This is a genomic window from Alteromonas stellipolaris, from assembly GCF_001562115.1.
Lineage (GTDB): Bacteria > Pseudomonadota > Gammaproteobacteria > Enterobacterales > Alteromonadaceae > Alteromonas > Alteromonas stellipolaris.
Genome location: NZ_CP013926.1, coordinates 2994892 through 3011250, shown reverse-complemented (window position 1 = coordinate 3011250; position 16359 = coordinate 2994892). Strand labels below are relative to the sequence as shown.

The following is a 16359-nucleotide window of genomic DNA, read 5'->3' as shown; positions in this document are numbered from 1 at the left end:
TTATTCCTTTTTTAAAAAATTATAGTAGTACGGTATTGATAATTTATTAATATAAACTTCATATAAATAACTATTTTCCCATGTATTATCTTCACATTTTTGGGCTAATAGATGCGGCATGAGTACATCTGGGTGGAGAGTCTTTTTAAAGACATCTGAAGTCACCTTGAGAAGGTTCCTACATATTTTTGTTTTTATTTCATTATCTGGATTGTGCTCATTTTGTACGAGTTTAGCTAATAAGTATTTTATTATTAGATTATATTGTGAAAAATTGTATTTTTGATTTCCGAGAATTGGTTCATTAGAATTTTGGGGAACTATATTCATGTTTTTGAGTATATTTTCGGAGTTCTTCCAGCTTCTTTCCATTTGATAAAATTCAATTAATAAAATAAGGACCCAGTCTGCATTTAAGTCGTAAGCGATTTTCAGCAGATTTTGAGCGTCAAACTTTTTCCTCGATTCTGAGTTAGTTAATAGCAAAAGCGCCTCTATACGAATTAAGTCTCCTCGCCACTCGCTATTTTTGTTATCTTGAGAAATAGCGAGTAGCAACGTAGTGCGTGCTTTTTCTAATGTTTGGATATTATCAAAGCTATATTTTAGTTTTCTTGTGATAATTGCTTTTTGAACCAATACTAGTACATAAGGAATTATTGCTGCGGCATTGGAACTGTGCTTTGAATATATTTTTTCAAAAGCTTCTTCAGCCTCCCTATAAAACCCATAGGCTTTTTCATACTCTCCAGTATGAACAGTAGCCGCCGCAATCCACGACAGGGTATCGGCAGCATAAAGCTGAGCATCAAGATCATCAGGGTTTTGTTCAGCGATATATTGTTTGAGCTTTAGTGATGCACTGAAGTATTCAATCGACTTACTAAATTCGAAATTTTCATATTCAAGAGAGCCCAAAGAATTTTGTGCGTAAGCTACCTCCATCATGGCGTCAGTATTATCCGGCGCTATTGCTAGCATACGTTCGCTGTAAGTTAGGTAACGCTCGAATGCCGTTCTGGCTATGTCCATTAAGCCATCATTATAAGCAATGTGGCCCAACCAAAATGCGTTTGCCCCCGCAGCTTTAAGTAGCTCGAAGTGATTGGGTGCATCGCTCAACAGCGCCTTTATATGTACATCGGCTTCTTCGTAAGCTTTTTTCGCCGCTGCTACATCGTCTCTATAAAATCGTACTTCTGCCATCGCTTGCAGTGAAAGCGCATGTTGAAAACGCAGTTCGAAACTGGCTTTTGGCGGGCTAATGGTAAAAAATCCATACTCACTCGTTTGCTGGGCTTGTTCAACATAATGAAGCGCCTGTTCGCTAATGCCTTCCAATAAATCCATGCGTTTTACGCTACGCAATTTATCGGCAAAGTCACCTATCATGTAACCCATTAAATTTTCAGCTTCTAACCGCTTTCTTTCGGCCAGTTGTTGCGATTGCTGGCTTTGTAGCATGGCACCAAACGAAATTACCGTTAAAAAGGCAAGGGCTGCAAAGGTCACCCCGCGAATAATTCGTTTGCGTTGTACCGTTTTTTGTGACGCCCGAATTAGCGCTAATTCGTTGTTCGCAAGAGTAAGGCTAGCGTCTGCTTTTAGTGCTAAAGCATCCGTTAAGGGTTTACCTTCTGTAAGTAAAAACGCCTTACTTTTGTTATCTTGCAGCCATTGTTGGGTTTGTTGTTCTAGTCGGCCTTTGCTCACCAGCGCGCTTTGGTGTTGTTGAGTCCAATCTTGTACCCGCTGCCAGCGCCTAAGCACGGCTTCATGCGCCACTTTAAAGCAGGCCTTATCTTGATAAAGGTGCGATACAAATAAACGATGCTCTACCATTAGCTCGACAAATTTTTTCTCGTTATCGTTACTAAGCTCACTCCACAATGCGGTACGGCTGGTTAAATTGCTGCCATCGTTTGTGAGTGAAACAATAAGAGGAAGCACGCGGTCGAGTGCAGTTTTCACTAACGCCGGCATCTGTTGGTAAAGCTGTTCAGCTTTGTGGCCAATTGCGCCTTCTATACCGCCTAACTGTTTGTAGGTACTAACTTGCAGTAAGTTGTCTGTTCGCTGCAAATACAGTTCCTGTAAGGTGTATTGTAATAGTGGAAGGCAGTTGGGCTCAGCAGCGGCATCGGTAAGTATAATGTCGTCTAACGTAACGTCGGTATGGCTATCTTCTTCCCACTCTAGCCCTGCGGCAATAGCAGGAAGACGTATCATCTGGCTTAATTCACTGGCAGAGGGGGGCGTAAGGTCGAAATGGGCTCCCCGCTCTTTATTTTTCATTAGGGTGGGATATGCTGCTAAGTGATGGTAAAAATCATTCCGACATACTAAAAGCATTAAAATGAAGCCACTTTCAGCCAATGTTTCAAGCAGCGTAAACACCGCTTGCTTTTGGGCGCTATCAACATGGTTAGAAGCCAAATAGGCTTCAAGGCGATCGAGTACAATTACATAGCACGGGAAAGCGACGTTATTGTACTGGCTTGCAGTAGCCAGTTTAGTTTTCGCTAATTGAATAACTGGCTTGGGATCGCGTTTCAGTTTTTCTGCTAATGAATCTGCACTCTCCCCTTCAAATAAGGGGGCATCGTTTAAATCCCAATCCAGCATGCAGGCGGCAAGTTCTTCTACAATCTGTGCTGCCTGAATATCTGCAATATCAATACTGGCGTAATCGATGGCATGAACACCATTCGCGCCCTTGTTGTTTAATAACCTAGGTAATAAACCTGCGTGCACTAACGAGCTTTTACCTGAGCCGCTAGGGCCGATAATAAGGGTAAAAGGGCGTTTTTTTGTGAATTGGTCCCAAAGCCTAGCGAGCAGATTTTTTACTGCTGCATTTCTACCGTAATAAACTTGGCTTTCTTGTTGTGTAAACGCGGTTAAACCAGGGAACGGAGACTGACCTTGCCAATCGCTTTCTGCGGCACGTGTTTGTTCATCTTCTAAAAACTGAACATCGGCAATAACCCGATATCCCCGCTTTCGAATGGTTTCTATAAAAGAAGGGGCGCTGGCTTTATCACCCAATGCTTTGCGTAATTGAGTAATCGTTTTATGAATAGGGTTATCGCCAACAGGTGAGTCGGGCCAACATTGAGCAACAATGTCATCGGCGCTAACCACTTCGCCTGCTTGTTGACACAATAGCAGTAAAACATCCATTGCCTTAGGTTCAATAGTGCGTTTCGTTTTACCTAATATAAGGGTGTTCGATGCTGGCTCTACTTGCCAGTCGCCCAAATAAAACTGCTTCAACATGGGGTAAATGTGCTCAATTAAAAACCGACCAAAGCAAACTTAACCTACTTTAGTTGTAAGGTAAACGAGTTACGCTGAGTTAAGTAGTACATCGATTCTAAACCGGGACTATAAAAATTAACTAAAAATACCTTTAAATTTTAATAATATAAAAAATATTAATAAAAAGTGAAATTTGATCACTGTCCCCTAGGTCTATACTACTACACGTGCTTACCGCACGTTAAAACCAGACTTATACTTTTGAGGGTAGATAAAATGAAACAAATTAAGAAATCTTCTGTTGCTACGGCACTTGGTGCGGTTGTTATTGGCTCGTTGGCATCTACGGTTGCTATGGCTGAAGTTAACCCATTTTCAATGCAGTCATTAGAGTCTGGCTATAGCCAATTCGCTGCTGAGGGTAAATGTGGTGAAGGTAAGTGCGGTGGTGATAAAGCAGCCAAATCTGCAGAAGGCAAAGCTACCGAAGGTAAGTGCGGCGAAGGTAAGTGTGGTGGCGACAAAGCGGCTAAAGCAACCGAAGGTAAATGCGGCGAAGGTAAATGTGGTGGCGACAAAGCAGCCAAAGCTACCGAAGGTAAATGTGGCGAAGGTAAATGCGGTGGCGACAAAGCAGCTAGCATGGCCGAAGGTAAAATGGAAAAAGCCAAAGAAGGAAAATGTGGTGAAGGTAAATGCGGTAGCATGTAACGCTACGGCAATTGCAGTATAAAAAAGGCCGTCATTCGATGGCCTTTTTAGTGTGAAATTGGGGTGAAGTAATGAAGCATATTCAAGGTGCAGGTTTAGGTTTTCGTCGCGAGATGTTAGGTGAGTTGCTACCAACACTGCCTAGCGAAGTCGACTTTTGGGAAGTTGCGCCCGAAAACTGGATCCCTTTAGGGGGCACTTACGAACGTCAGTTTGCCCAAAGTATTCAACAAGTGCCTTTTACCACTCATGGGTTGTCCCTTTCTATCGGTAGTAGCGACAAGCTCGATATCGAATTCGTTAAAACGGTAAAGCGCTTTTTAGACACACACAATATCGATTTATATAGCGAACACCTAAGCTATTGTTCTGGTAACGGCCATATGTATGACCTTATGCCTATTCCTTTCACCGAAGACGCTGTTAACCATGTTGTAAGCCGCATAAAGCAGGTTCAAGACATTATTGAGCGGCCATTGGTACTAGAAAATGTGTCCTATTATTTGGCGCCAGGGCAAGAGATGTCTGAACTAGATTTTACTAATGCGGTACTAGCAGAGTCCGGTTGTTCGTTACTGCTTGATGTGAACAACGTTTATGTAAATAGTATCAATCACAAATATGACGCTTATGACTTCATAAACCGCTTACCTAGCGACAAAATTGTCTATGGTCATATTGCTGGGCACTTCGATGAAGCTCCAGATTTAAAAGTAGATACCCATGGTGCCGATGTTATTGAGCCTGTATGGGATTTACTTAAATATGCCTATGATACCCACGGTGTGTTCCCTACATTATTAGAACGTGATTTTAATATTCCCGCTATAGAAGTGTTATTAAAAGAAGTGCAGCGTATTAAGGCGATACAAGCTCAGTGTGTTGCAAATCACCAAACCGTTTTTGCAGGACAGTCTGCATGAGCGAGAATTTTAAATCCGTTCAGCAAGAGTTTGTTAATGCGATTAAAAATCCAGATTCGTTTGAAACAAACGACGCCGACATTAAACGCCGCATGGATATTTACCAATCCCTGTTTTTTAATAACATTTCAGGTTTTATAAGCACAGGCTTTCCGGTGTTAAAATCATTGGTAAGCGAAGAAAACTGGAATGTGTTGGTGCGCGCCTTTTTTATTCATCATGAAAGCCGTTCTCCGTATTTTTCAGACATTAGCAAAGAATTTGTAGAGTATTTATCAACAAGCCCAGAACTCCCATTTCAATTACCAGCATTCGCCGCTGAGCTTGCTCATTATGAATGGCTAGAATTAGATATTAGCATTCGAAAAACTTCACATGATGTGTTGTATTTCAATGCGGGTGAACAGGTAACAATGGTGAGCGTTTCCCCGTTGGCTACTCTTGCTTCCTATACCTACCCCGTGCATTTAATTGGCGTGGATCATATTCCCGAAGCCCCCGCACCCGAGCAACAGTTCTATGTGGTGTATCGGAATGAAGAGCAGCGCGTAGAATTTGTGCATTTGAATCCGCTTACCGCAGTGTTATTACATACCATTGAACAGCACGAACAAGGCATAGACATAGACGCCTTAGGTGAGCAGCTTTGTAAACAATTAGACCACCTACCAGAACACACTGTGCTTCAAGGTATGCAGCAAATAGTAAGCGACATGCTGCAAAAAGGTATTTTATTACCTAACTGAATAGTTTACTGAACACTAAATCACCAGTTTTTATCTGGCACTTAAGTGAAGAAAGGCTAAAGTTGTACGCGGGTGTGTAACTTTGGCTGTTAAATGTTGGGAAAGTAGGCAATTGACCACAATAGCGCTGTCAATCCGGTCTGCTTTCGATTAACATTTACGACCATTTTTTTGTTAGTTAAATTGTTTAGGTAGTGCATATGGCAGACAATTCAGATTTCAAAGAAGTCTACAATAAGTGGTATTTTCTAGCTTCTATCGTAACTTTACTCGCGTTTCCGCTGATGCATATCATCTGCGGCTGGTTTACCTTCTGGTTATAACGCAGACATTCAAGGCATAATTGTGACTGCACAGTATATAAAATCAGTTGTTAAAACCGTTCCTGACTATCCAAAGCCAGGTATTTTATTTAGAGATGTTACTAGCGTACTAGAAGACCATAAGGCTTTCAGTAGTTGTATCGCATTGTTGCTTGAAGAATTCCAAGACATGGGATTCAACAAAGTAGCAGGAACCGAAGCGCGCGGATTTTTATTCGGCGCACCATTGGCCATAGAGATGGGCATTGGTTTTGTTCCAGTAAGAAAACCCAACAAATTACCCCGTGAAGTGGTTAGTGAAACCTACGATCTTGAATACGGTACTGATACGTTGGAAATTCACAAAGATGCTATCCAGCCAGGCGATAAAGTGTTACTTATCGACGATCTGCTAGCTACGGGCGGTACCATCGAAGCATCAGCAAAGCTAATCCGTACATTAGGTGGCACCATTGAACATGCTGGCTTTGTTATCGGCTTACCTGAACTCGGAGGCCGTGAAAAGCTAACCGCGATGGGTATAAAAAGCTTCACGCTTTGTGAGTTCGACGGCGAATAAGGATAAAAATACAGGCAATGAGTTATCAGGTATTAGCACGTAAATGGCGCCCGGGTAAGTTTAGTGAACTCGTAGGGCAGGAACATGTTGTTTCAGCTATTTCGAATGCGTTAGATAACGACCGCTTGCACCACGCGTACCTATTTACAGGTACGCGAGGGGTAGGTAAAACCACCATTGCTCGTATATTTTCCAAAAGTTTAAACTGCGAAGAGGGGCAGGGGTCTAACCCTTGTGGTCAATGTAATACCTGTAAAGAAATTGAGCAGGGTAATTATGTTGATTTGCTTGAAATTGATGCGGCATCACGCACAAAGGTAGAAGATACCCGAGAGTTGCTTGATAACGTTCAATACAAGCCTACCCGCGGCCGGTATAAGGTGTACCTTATTGATGAAGTACACATGCTTTCTAAGCACAGCTTTAACGCGTTGCTAAAAACGCTAGAAGAGCCACCGCCTCACGTTAAGTTTTTACTGGCTACTACCGATCCACAAAAGCTCCCTATTACTATTTTATCCCGATGCTTACAGTTTAATTTAAAAGCATTGTCGCGAGAGCAAATAGTAGGGCAGCTTAATCATATTCTAGAGCAAGAAACCTTACCCTTTGAGCCGCAAGCGCTAGCGTTGTTAGCCCGCGCTGCACAGGGGAGCATGCGTGATGCCTTAAGCTTAACCGACCAAGCCATTGCACAAGGTGGTAATGCGGTTAACGCTTCAGTGGTCACCGACATGCTTGGGTTGATGGATAAAAACCAGCTTGTGAAGTTATTGCATGCGGTGGTAAGTAAAACGCCAGCCGATGTCATGCAATTGGTTCAGGATATGTCGGAACAAGCACCTGATTACGATCATGTGCTTGCAGAGCTAGGCAGCACACTACATCAAATAGCGCTAACCCAATGGGTGCCTGAAGCCTGTAAATTGGAAACGACTTCAGCCAAAGCTATTTACCAACTTGCTAAATCAATTTCTGCTGAACAAGTGCAATTGTTATATCAAATTGCGCTGCAAGGAAGAAAGGACTTACCTTTCTCATCAGATGGCAGGAGCGCATTAGAAATGACGCTAATGCGTATGATGACATTTGCACCTAGCACCCCTTTAGCTGATGCGCCCTCTGAAATAGCCAATGGTACGGTTGACAGTGCGTTGCCTATTGCATCGGCGGAAAAAAAAACACTAATTTCTGAGCCAGAAACGCAAAGTACGACTTCTACCGCTAGCGCTCTTGGTGCTAAAAGTGCGGATAGCTTTGAAAACACCCAAAGCCAATTTCATAAAGAAAGTACAAACGCTGGGTCATCGACAGCCGGTGAAGAGGTTCCCAGCAATGAACAAGATGCTCAAAGCGCTAATGTTTTAGATGCAGTAACTGCAACTGATGAAACCGACCACGCGCAAACTGATGACATTTCCTCTTCTTCTGACGTAGCAGGTTTAACCGCTTCGCAGATTATTCCCTCTGAACAAGAAACCTCGGTTTATGAAAAAGAGGTGCATGACGAAGTCGCTTCCCAATCGGTAGCATCTTTTGAACAGACAGAGCAGTCGCAGCAGTTAGCGCATCCGAAAGATGGCCAGCCTTCAGGTGCCTCTCAGCCTGCAGCAAATAATCAATCTTCAGTAGATGATCTGCCTTCAAGTGATGAGCTACCTTCAAAAGAAGATAGCCAGCAACCCCAAAGTTTGTTATCAGAGCATACACCTTCAGATTCGGCACCGTTTAATGACATGCCGCCTGCTGATGCTTACATGGACGATATGCCACCGCCTTACGATGATGATGGTGAGTCGTCATTTATGCCGCCTGATTTTGCCGATGCTCAGCTTTCAAATGCACCGCTATTAGATGAAGGTCCTGATTTTCAATCTACGCCTAAGCCCACGCCAGAGGCACAGCTGACATCCACCGCTGATATGCTCGCGCTACGACAGCGATTAAAGCAAAAGCGTGATGAAAGCGCAGAACAAGCTGCGAAAAAGCCTGAAGCGGCGAACGAAACTACTAGTTTTGTAGATAGAATGAGTAAGGCTTCCAGCCAAGGCTCACTTGCCGCTTCTAGTGAAGGACAAGGTGATGAACAATTTAAAGGCGCGGCTGATGAGAGCAACGCTCGCCAAGAAACAACTACTGCAAAGGCAACTGCGCCATCTAGCTCTGATAATTTAAATACAAATTCAAGTGCAGGTTTAGATGCTGGCTCTAATACGACTTCTAACGCTAGCTCGCAAAGCGAAACCGATATGCCCCCGTGGGATACCGGTGTGCACCATAATAACGAGCCGTTTGTTACCAGTGAGCACGATACCCGTTTTGAACCACCAATGACTGACGTGGCGCAGTATGGCGGCAATAGCGAAACAGCTCGTAATGAACCACAGCCTTTAGAACCAGAGCCAAGTGATACCCGTAATGAATTTAGCGCTGAACCAGTAAATCAGTTCACAAGTCAGTATCAAGGTAAGCTCGCCGCTTATCTGGATGATGGTAGTAAGCTTGTTCACGCGAGCCAAATTGATAAGTGGAGCAATGATGTAGAGCAAATGCCTATTGCAGGCTTGCTTAAACAATTGGTGCTTCATGCCTCTTTTTTGCGAAATGATCAGGGTATAACGCTTGAAATTGATAACAGTCAGGCGCATCTATTAAAAGACAGTGCAAAACAACAGTTGCTTGATGTATTGCATCATAGTTTTGGCGAAGGGGAGAACATTAACATCACCCTTGGTTCGCCAAATCTAACGCCTTATGCGTTGCAACAAGACATTATTGCTATGCGCCAAGCGCATGCACAATCGGTGGTACATACCGATGAAACAATACAAGCGTTGTTATCAGCGTTCGACGCATCAATAGTGACCGACTCGGTTAAAGCGCGGTAGCAACATTAACTAACACTAAAACACAGTGAGAAAAGAATATGTTTAAAGGTGGAATGGGTAACATGATGAAGCAGGCTCAGCAGATGCAAGATCGTATGCAGAAAGTGCAAGACGATTTGGCTAAGCTGGAAGTCACAGGTGAAGCCGGCGCAGGCATGGTTAAGGTAACCATGACATGCAACCATAACGTTCGCCGCGTAGACATTGACGACTCGTTGATGGATGACGATAAAGACATGATTGAAGACTTGGTCGCTGCCGCATTTAATGACGCTGTTCGCCGCGTTCAAGAAACCAGTAAAGAAAAAATGGGTGATGTTACTGGTGGAATGTCACTTCCTCCAGGTTTCAAAATGCCGTTTTAAGCAACTTTCACTCTATAAGACGGTTTCATTTTATAGCGCTAGCCCTACTGAATATGATTCGAAAAAAAAGCTCAAGAAATTAATTCTTGAGCTTTTTTGTATCAGTCTTTTCTCTATATTTTGCAGCAGCTTATATCCACAGTAGCATTATGTATTACTTGGCTTGCACCAACAGTAAATTCACTAATGTTTGCTGGTCAGGGAAGCCTGTTACAGCGATACCTTTAGCTTGTTGATATTGAGTTATGGCATTCACATAAGACATATTAAATTCGCTTTCAGCCATATCAACAGTATAACCGCTCGCTTTTAACGCGTCGGTGGTCATATCAAGTACGCTTTGATAAATGTAAATTGTGCTGTCGTTAATCGTCATTTCAATAATATCTGAGCGCGTTAGCAAGCGAGTTGGCAAAAACGCTTGCAGCATAATGTTAGTGGCATCTAGAAATTTTTGATCTGGATTATCGGTACAATGCTTATTTAGCATTAATAACATAAGCTCAGTTGTTTGCCATGGTGTAATATCGAACGTTTTTTGCTGCAGTGCATTAAACGCCGTTATATAACCTTCAAGCCAACCGCCATATAAATACGTTTCAGCACCTTGGTCAGCGTAAGTACTTGTGAAGGCTTCACAACTACGCTTTGCCGCGCCCTTTGTATTAAATGCACCTTCACTGTCTGCCGCTAAGGCGGAAAAAGACATAAAAATAACGCTCAGGCTTAGTACAAACTTCATCATGTAAATTACTTTCGGGGTGCAGTAAGCACCCCTCTCCATTTCTTTTGCGATTAGTGGCTTTTAAGTTTTGCGCTAACGAGAACTTACGCCTTTGACCGCTTGTGCTTGCGCGTTAGCGAAATGCCAACTAGAGAAAGCAAGAATATAGCAATTGATGACGGCGCCGGCACGCTAGTAGTAGAGGCTATAATAGCAGCTTGCGACACTGTATATGAACCTGTATCTTCAAATGAAACACCAGTAACAAACGCTGTTGGATCAGTAGGATCTAACATTAAGTCTTCATTGATACCTGTTAACGTGAATGTGGTAACAGGGAATGGAAAATCTAGGGTTTGACCCGCCATTAGCGCTTTTGTCTCTTCTACCCCTAAAGAATCGGTAAACGTAATTAAATAACCATCGGCATCGTTTACACTAAGTAAAGTCGGTGCTGTAACACTGGCAAATTGACCACCGTTACCAGCAGTGTACGTATAACCGGTAGATACATCTGGATCGAACCAAATTGTTTCGCCAGCTTCAACTTCAGGTAGCGTAAATACGAATTCGCTCTCTTCACCTACTTCAACGTCTTCATCAGGCATTAACGGTGTAAATTCCGACTCACCATTTTCTACATCGAAATTACCGAAGCTGCTTAAGTATACTGTTGTGTCTAACGCATCGTCCGATGCATCAGCTAGTAACATAGTGAACGTATTTCCAGTACTACCTGGTTCTACGGGAATATCGAATTGCAAAAGCGGAATGCCATTGGGTGCTAATAAACCGTTCAATTCTGTGCCTTCAATAGCCTCGAAGTCAGGATGGTCTATTGAGATAGGGGCAAACACACCGTCTACGGCAAGCTCTGCTACAGGTGCAAAGGCTACATTCGCACCGTTAAGCAATAGCGCAAAACCGTCGGTATAATCACTATCAACATAGCCTGGAAATTCCTCAGAACCAAACGCAGCAATAAATGACACAGTATTCACATCATCAGATACATCAAAAGTAATATCTAATTGAACCGCATCGAAATGTTCAGCTTGCCCGGTAATTGGAGTTAAAATGGTGTTTTGTGCCGCTGATGCTGGGTTTTGAGGCACATACTCGTCGGCTCCACCATCTTCTGGCCCAGACTGCTCATTTCCACCTTCACTCGCTTCATCTTGCTCAAAATAATCAACAGGATTGTTAGAGAACTGCGCCTCTAGCTCATTACCGTTGTCAGAAGGTGGAAGGGGACTTTCTACTAATCCAAAGCCATTTTCGATAAATTCATTCGGCCCATCGACATAATCGATAACTTGACCTGTGCTAAACACTATACCGCCTGCACTAGGCAGCCCGTAGGTTCCTGAGTTATTAATGTATACGCCAGCTTGACCAAATTGACCCGATAGTGATTGGTCGGTAATGGTTAATCCTGAATTGTTAATAAACAATGCGTCGGTTAAAAATTCGGCAGAATCACTGCTTTCTATAACAATAGCATTGGCATATTGAGCAGAAAATAAAAAGCTGAGTGTGAAGGTACTAATTTTTATAATTTTTTTTGAGAAAGGCATTAACTACATCCCTGAGGTTCTAAAAATTTTATTTTTGAGAGTGATCTATTTATGAGATTCGAAAGTGCCTCAGCAAGAAATTGGCCAGTTTTTAATTTATTGAATTTGTTGAATATTATTAATTTTAAGGCGATGGGTGTAAAGAATTCTGACGGTGACGGGGTGGTTTGAGTGAATGTTTATTTCTATCACTTAAATTGATATTAATCTATAAAGTTATAAAAGTGTGCTTTATCTAAGTTAATTCTATTAGTGTTAATAGGTTACGCTTTGTAATGTATATTTTTATATTATGTAGGCATTGTTTTACGTAGCCTAGCATCAGCTTTTTAATAAAGGCTGCTTATATCTATTATTTTGGATTAGGCTGCTTTAACGGATTGGTCAGTAGGTTCGGCATAAAACGCTTTAGTTATGGTAGACCATCAGTAATAATAGCTCCCATCTTAACGTTCAGAAATATCATCATTTTCATGCTGAAAAAAAGTATTATCTTGTCGGTGACGGTAGTCGCTGTCGTAGCCATTACCCTCTTTGGCATTTCTACTCACAGGCTATATAGCAAAAAACAGTTATCCGTAGATCCTAAGTTAAACGAAATCTCTGGCATCGAGTACGACAAAAAGGGCTTCCTTTGGGCTATTAATGATAGTGGGGATGATCCTAAATTATATCGTTTAGACGACAACGGTGATATAACCAAAGAAGTCATGGTAGCCAATGCTAAAAACATTGATTGGGAAGACATTACCCAAAATGACTTCGGGCACTTTTTCTTAGGCGATTTTGGTAATAATGATAACGACAGAAAATGGCTGACTATTTACAAAATAGAAAACCCTATCGATATTAAAACCGAGTCGACGAACGCCGAAATTATAAAGTTTACGTACCCTGAAATGGATGGGAAAACACCGGTTAAGCCGAATGATCGTAACTTCGATTTAGAAGCCTTTGTTGCCCTAGGGCGCCACCTTTATTTATTCACCAAAAATAGAACAGAGCCTTTTGATGGTATCACCAATGTTTATAAAGTGGGTGATCATGCGGCTAACTTTGATGCCGAGCTAATCGACTCTTTCAAAACTTGTACTACAATGGAAAAACTGTGCTGGATAACCTCGGCGGCGTTGAGCCCTGACAGATCTAAGCTAGCGCTATTGGATTCCACCAGTATTTGGTTATTCGAAAACTTCAAAGGGGATAAGTTCTTCTCCGGCGATATTTATCGCATTGATTTGGGGTTGATAACGCAAAAAGAAGCGGTCACTTTTAAAGACGACAATACGATTATATTTACTGACGAAAAGTTTAAAGGTATTTTCGGCGGCAATGCGTATGTAATTAAACTTGATGAAGTGCATAAAAAGTTGATTCGAAAGGCGAAAAAGCCAAAAGAAAAAATAGTTGAGTCAAACTAGCCTGTGGAAAACCTTTGTTGCGAATGTGCAACAAGAACTTTTACTGAGTAACATGCGTAGTTTTTTCGTAATCCGATTTTAAATAATAAGTAGTTTGTATGAAGTTTAGCCCGTTACTGAATGAATTAATTCAAGCGTTAACTTGCCTGCCTGGGGTAGGTAATAAGAGTGCTCAGCGTATGGCGTTTCACCTTCTAGAGCGCAACCGTAAGGGCGCGATAGATTTAAGTAATATGCTGCACAACGCTATGGAGCACATTCATCACTGCAAGCGCTGTAGAACATTTACAGAAGATGAGCTATGCGAAATTTGCCGTCACCCCGAGCGCGAGGCCAGTGGATTATTATGTATTGTTGAAAGCCCGCAAGATGTTTTGGCCATTGAACAAACGCTTAGTTATAAAGGGCAGTATTTTGTATTGATGGGACATTTGTCGCCTATCGATGGAGTAGGGCCTGAAGAAATTGGCTTAAACGAATTAGAAACCCGCTTTAGTGCAGGTGGCATAGACGAAGTCATCCTTGCCACCAACCCCACCGTGGAAGGTGAAGCCACTGCGCATTATATAGCTCAGCTTTGTGCGGCCCATAACGTTGAAGCATCTCGTATTGCCCATGGTGTGCCTGTGGGCGGCGAGCTTGAATATATAGACGGTAACACCCTTACTCACGCCTTTTCTGGTCGCCGCAAACTCTAAATTGCGGCGCTTCCTCAATAATATTTTTTCGCTTTGCTGTTGAAAACTGCTAGTTCGGCCTTACCTGTTTGAAAGTAACGTGATCCATTCAACGAGGAGATATTGGATTATGGCTGAAGCAGCCCATAAAGAAACCCACGGTTTTCAGACGGAAGTTAAACAACTTCTACATCTGATGATTCATTCTTTGTATTCAAATAAAGAAATCTTCCTACGTGAGCTTGTGTCTAACGCTGCGGATGCAGCAGACAAGCTACGTTTCCGCGCACTAGAAAACGACAGCCTTTATGAAAATGATGGCGACCTAAACGTAAAAATTAGTGTTGATAAAGAAGCGGGCACGGTAACTATTGCTGATAACGGCATTGGTATGAACCGCGATGAAGTGATAGCCAACTTAGGTACTATCGCAAAGTCGGGTACAAAAGATTTCTTCAGTAAGCTTTCTGGCGACAATGCAAAAGACTCACAACTGATTGGTCAGTTCGGTGTTGGCTTTTACTCAGCATTTATCGTTGCTGACAAAGTGACTGTTCGCACTCGTGCCGCTGGCGCAGATGCTTCACAAGGCGTTGAGTGGATTTCTGAAGGCGAGGGTGAATTCACCTTAGCAGAAATCAACAAACCAACTCGCGGTACTGAAATTGTATTGCACCTTCGTGAAGACGAAAAAGAATTCGCTGATGATTGGCGTTTACGTTCAATTGTTAGCAAATACTCAGACCACATTAGTATTCCGGTTAAAATGTGGAAAGAAGAAGTGCCTGAAAGCGAAGGCCCTGATGGCGAGAAGACGCCAGCACAGCCAGGTGAGTGGGAACTCGTCAATAAAGCTACTGCTTTGTGGACGCGTGAAAAGTCAGACATTTCTGATGAAGAATATAAAGAATTCTATAAGCACATTTCTCACGATTTTGCCGACCCATTTGCATGGGCGCATAACAAAGTTGAAGGTAAGACGGAATACACAAGTTTGTTGTACATTCCTTCTAAAGCCCCGTTTGATATGTGGAACCGCGACCAAGCGCACGGTTTAAAACTGTATGTTCAGCGCGTTTTCATCATGGATGACGCCGAGCAGTTTATGCCTAATTACTTGCGCTTCGTTAAAGGTCTTCTAGACAGCAACGACTTGCCACTTAATGTGTCTCGTGAAATTCTACAAGACAACAAGGTAACCCAAGCATTGCGTCAAGGTTGTACTAAACGCGTACTTCAAATGCTTGAGAAAATGGCCAAGAACGACGCCGAGAAGTACCAGTCATTCTGGAACGAATTTGGTAACGTGCTGAAAGAAGGTCCTTCTGAAGACCATAACAATCGTGAAAAAATTGCTGGTTTACTTCGCTTCTCATCAACCAACGGTAACTCTGATGCACAAACCGTGTCGTTGGCAGACTACATTGAGCGTATGAAAGAAGGCCAGGATAAGATTTACTACGTAACGGCAGACAGCCTACAAGCTGCTAAATCTAGCCCGCACCTAGAAATCTTCCGTAAGAAAGGCATTGAAGTATTGCTAATGGGTGAGCGCATTGACGAATGGTTAATGTCGCATCTAAGTGATTTCAACGAAAAGCCGTTTGAATCTATTGCAAAAGCAAACTTAGATTTAGGCGACCTTGAAGATGAAGATACTAAGAAAGCCCAAGAAGAAGCAGAAAAAGAAGTAGAAGGTATTGTTGAGCGTGCTAAAGCAGCTCTTGGCGATAAAGTCGTAGACGTTAAGTTTACCCACCGTCTAACTGATTCTCCGGCGTGCATTGTTGCTGATGACAACGGCATGACTACACAGATGATGAAGTTGATGCAAGCTGCAGGTCAGCCTGTGCCTGACGTTAAGTACCTATTCGAACTTAACCCAGAGCATGCTTTGGTTAAAACCTTAGCAGAAACGCAAGACGAAGATTTGTTTAAGCAATGGGTTGGTGTATTGTTTGACCAAGCTGCATTGTCTGAACAGGGTAGCTTAAAAGACCCTTCAGCGTTTGTGCAAAACTTAAACACTTTATTAATGAAGTTAGCAAAATAAGCTTCAATATTAAAAGTTAATTAATATAAAACGGGCGTAATGCCCGTTTTTTGTTTCTAGAGTCTTTAAATCTATTTTGCACATTAATTTATGCTATATTTTACCCGTTTAGCTAATTTCATTCGGTATGT

The 16359-nt window shown here is 42.4% G+C and carries 12 protein-coding genes; 9 read left to right on the top strand and 3 right to left on the bottom strand.

The genetic code is table 11. The annotated features are described in order from the left end of the window. Complete coding sequence (locus AVL57_RS12825; protein WP_057790761.1) at nt 1–3279, bottom strand: nSTAND1 domain-containing NTPase; 3279 nt, start codon at nt 3277–3279, stop codon at nt 1–3. Between the two features lie 258 nt (nt 3280–3537). On the opposite strand from AVL57_RS12825, the gene AVL57_RS12820 reads away from it, so the two are divergent. From AVL57_RS12820 to AVL57_RS12795, 6 genes are all read left to right on the top strand, one after another. Then, nucleotides 3538–3972 carry an HvfA family oxazolone/thioamide-modified RiPP metallophore gene (locus tag AVL57_RS12820; protein WP_057790763.1) on the top strand — a complete coding sequence of 145 codons (435 nt, stop codon included), beginning with the start codon at nt 3538–3540 and terminating at the stop codon, nt 3970–3972. A 71-nt stretch (nt 3973–4043) separates the two neighbouring features. Then, nucleotides 4044–4895, top strand: a complete 852-nt coding sequence (locus tag AVL57_RS12815) for an HvfB family MNIO-type RiPP peptide maturase (RefSeq protein ID WP_057790765.1) — start codon at nt 4044–4046, stop codon at nt 4893–4895. Further along, the gene (locus AVL57_RS12810; RefSeq protein WP_057790767.1) at nt 4892–5641 is read left to right on the top strand and encodes an HvfC family RiPP maturation protein; all 750 of its coding nucleotides are present in this window, start codon (nt 4892–4894) and stop codon (nt 5639–5641) included. Before AVL57_RS12815 ends, AVL57_RS12810 begins: the two co-directional genes overlap by 4 nt. Before the next feature lie 345 nt (nt 5642–5986). Next, the gene (apt, locus tag AVL57_RS12805; RefSeq protein WP_013783400.1) at nt 5987–6523 is read left to right on the top strand and encodes an adenine phosphoribosyltransferase; all 537 of its coding nucleotides are present in this window, start codon (nt 5987–5989) and stop codon (nt 6521–6523) included. 17 nt (nt 6524–6540) lie between these two features. Continuing rightward, nucleotides 6541–9411 (top strand): DNA polymerase III subunit gamma/tau, encoded by a 2871-nt coding sequence (gene dnaX, locus AVL57_RS12800; protein ID WP_057790769.1) that lies wholly within the window; start codon nt 6541–6543, stop codon nt 9409–9411. A gap of 38 nt (nt 9412–9449) precedes the next feature. Beyond that, complete coding sequence (locus AVL57_RS12795; protein WP_057790772.1) at nt 9450–9776, top strand: YbaB/EbfC family nucleoid-associated protein; 327 nt, start codon at nt 9450–9452, stop codon at nt 9774–9776. Nucleotides 9777–9930: 154 nt separating this feature from the next. Here AVL57_RS12795 and AVL57_RS12790 read toward each other — a convergent pair whose 3' ends face one another. Next, complete coding sequence (locus AVL57_RS12790; RefSeq protein WP_057790774.1) at nt 9931–10521, bottom strand: peptidoglycan-binding domain-containing protein; 591 nt, start codon at nt 10519–10521, stop codon at nt 9931–9933. An 83-nt stretch (nt 10522–10604) separates the two neighbouring features. Then, nucleotides 10605–12077 carry a choice-of-anchor L family PEP-CTERM protein gene (locus AVL57_RS12785; RefSeq protein WP_057790776.1) on the bottom strand — a complete coding sequence of 491 codons (1473 nt, stop codon included), beginning with the start codon at nt 12075–12077 and terminating at the stop codon, nt 10605–10607. Nucleotides 12078–12550: 473 nt separating this feature from the next. On the opposite strand from AVL57_RS12785, the gene AVL57_RS12780 reads away from it, so the two are divergent. The 3 genes from AVL57_RS12780 to htpG all read left to right on the top strand — a co-directional run bounded on the left by AVL57_RS12780 (nt 12551) and on the right by htpG (nt 16228). After that, a complete protein-coding gene (locus tag AVL57_RS12780; RefSeq protein ID WP_057790778.1) occupies nt 12551–13498 on the top strand; it encodes a hypothetical protein in 948 nt (315 codons plus the stop codon). A gap of 98 nt (nt 13499–13596) precedes the next feature. Then, nucleotides 13597–14196, top strand: coding sequence for a recombination mediator RecR (recR, locus tag AVL57_RS12775; RefSeq protein WP_057790780.1), 600 nt, complete (start codon nt 13597–13599; stop codon nt 14194–14196). A gap of 109 nt (nt 14197–14305) precedes the next feature. Further along, nucleotides 14306–16228: a molecular chaperone HtpG gene (gene htpG, locus AVL57_RS12770; protein ID WP_057790782.1), complete on the top strand. Its 1923-nt coding sequence runs from the start codon at nt 14306–14308 to the stop codon at nt 16226–16228. The last annotated feature ends 131 nt before the right edge of the window (nt 16229–16359 follow it).

Excerpts from the sequence above, each read along its gene's own strand:
- htpG (WP_057790782.1), top strand. The coding sequence starts at position 14,306 with ATGGCTGAAGCAGCCCATAAAGAAACCCACGGTTTTCAGACGGAAGTT.
- AVL57_RS12815 (WP_057790765.1), top strand. The coding sequence starts at position 4,044 with ATGAAGCATATTCAAGGTGCAGGTTTAGGTTTTCGTCGCGAGATGTTA.
- AVL57_RS12790 (WP_057790774.1), bottom strand. The coding sequence starts at position 10,521 with ATGATGAAGTTTGTACTAAGCCTGAGCGTTATTTTTATGTCTTTTTCC.
- AVL57_RS12795 (WP_057790772.1), top strand. The coding sequence starts at position 9,450 with ATGTTTAAAGGTGGAATGGGTAACATGATGAAGCAGGCTCAGCAGATG.
- AVL57_RS12825 (WP_057790761.1), bottom strand. The coding sequence starts at position 3,279 with ATGTTGAAGCAGTTTTATTTGGGCGACTGGCAAGTAGAGCCAGCATCG.
- AVL57_RS12780 (WP_057790778.1), top strand. The coding sequence starts at position 12,551 with ATGCTGAAAAAAAGTATTATCTTGTCGGTGACGGTAGTCGCTGTCGTA.
- AVL57_RS12820 (WP_057790763.1), top strand. The coding sequence starts at position 3,538 with ATGAAACAAATTAAGAAATCTTCTGTTGCTACGGCACTTGGTGCGGTT.
- AVL57_RS12810 (WP_057790767.1), top strand. The coding sequence starts at position 4,892 with ATGAGCGAGAATTTTAAATCCGTTCAGCAAGAGTTTGTTAATGCGATT.
- dnaX (WP_057790769.1), top strand. The coding sequence starts at position 6,541 with ATGAGTTATCAGGTATTAGCACGTAAATGGCGCCCGGGTAAGTTTAGT.
- AVL57_RS12785 (WP_057790776.1), bottom strand. The coding sequence starts at position 12,077 with ATGCCTTTCTCAAAAAAAATTATAAAAATTAGTACCTTCACACTCAGC.
- recR (WP_057790780.1), top strand. The coding sequence starts at position 13,597 with ATGAAGTTTAGCCCGTTACTGAATGAATTAATTCAAGCGTTAACTTGC.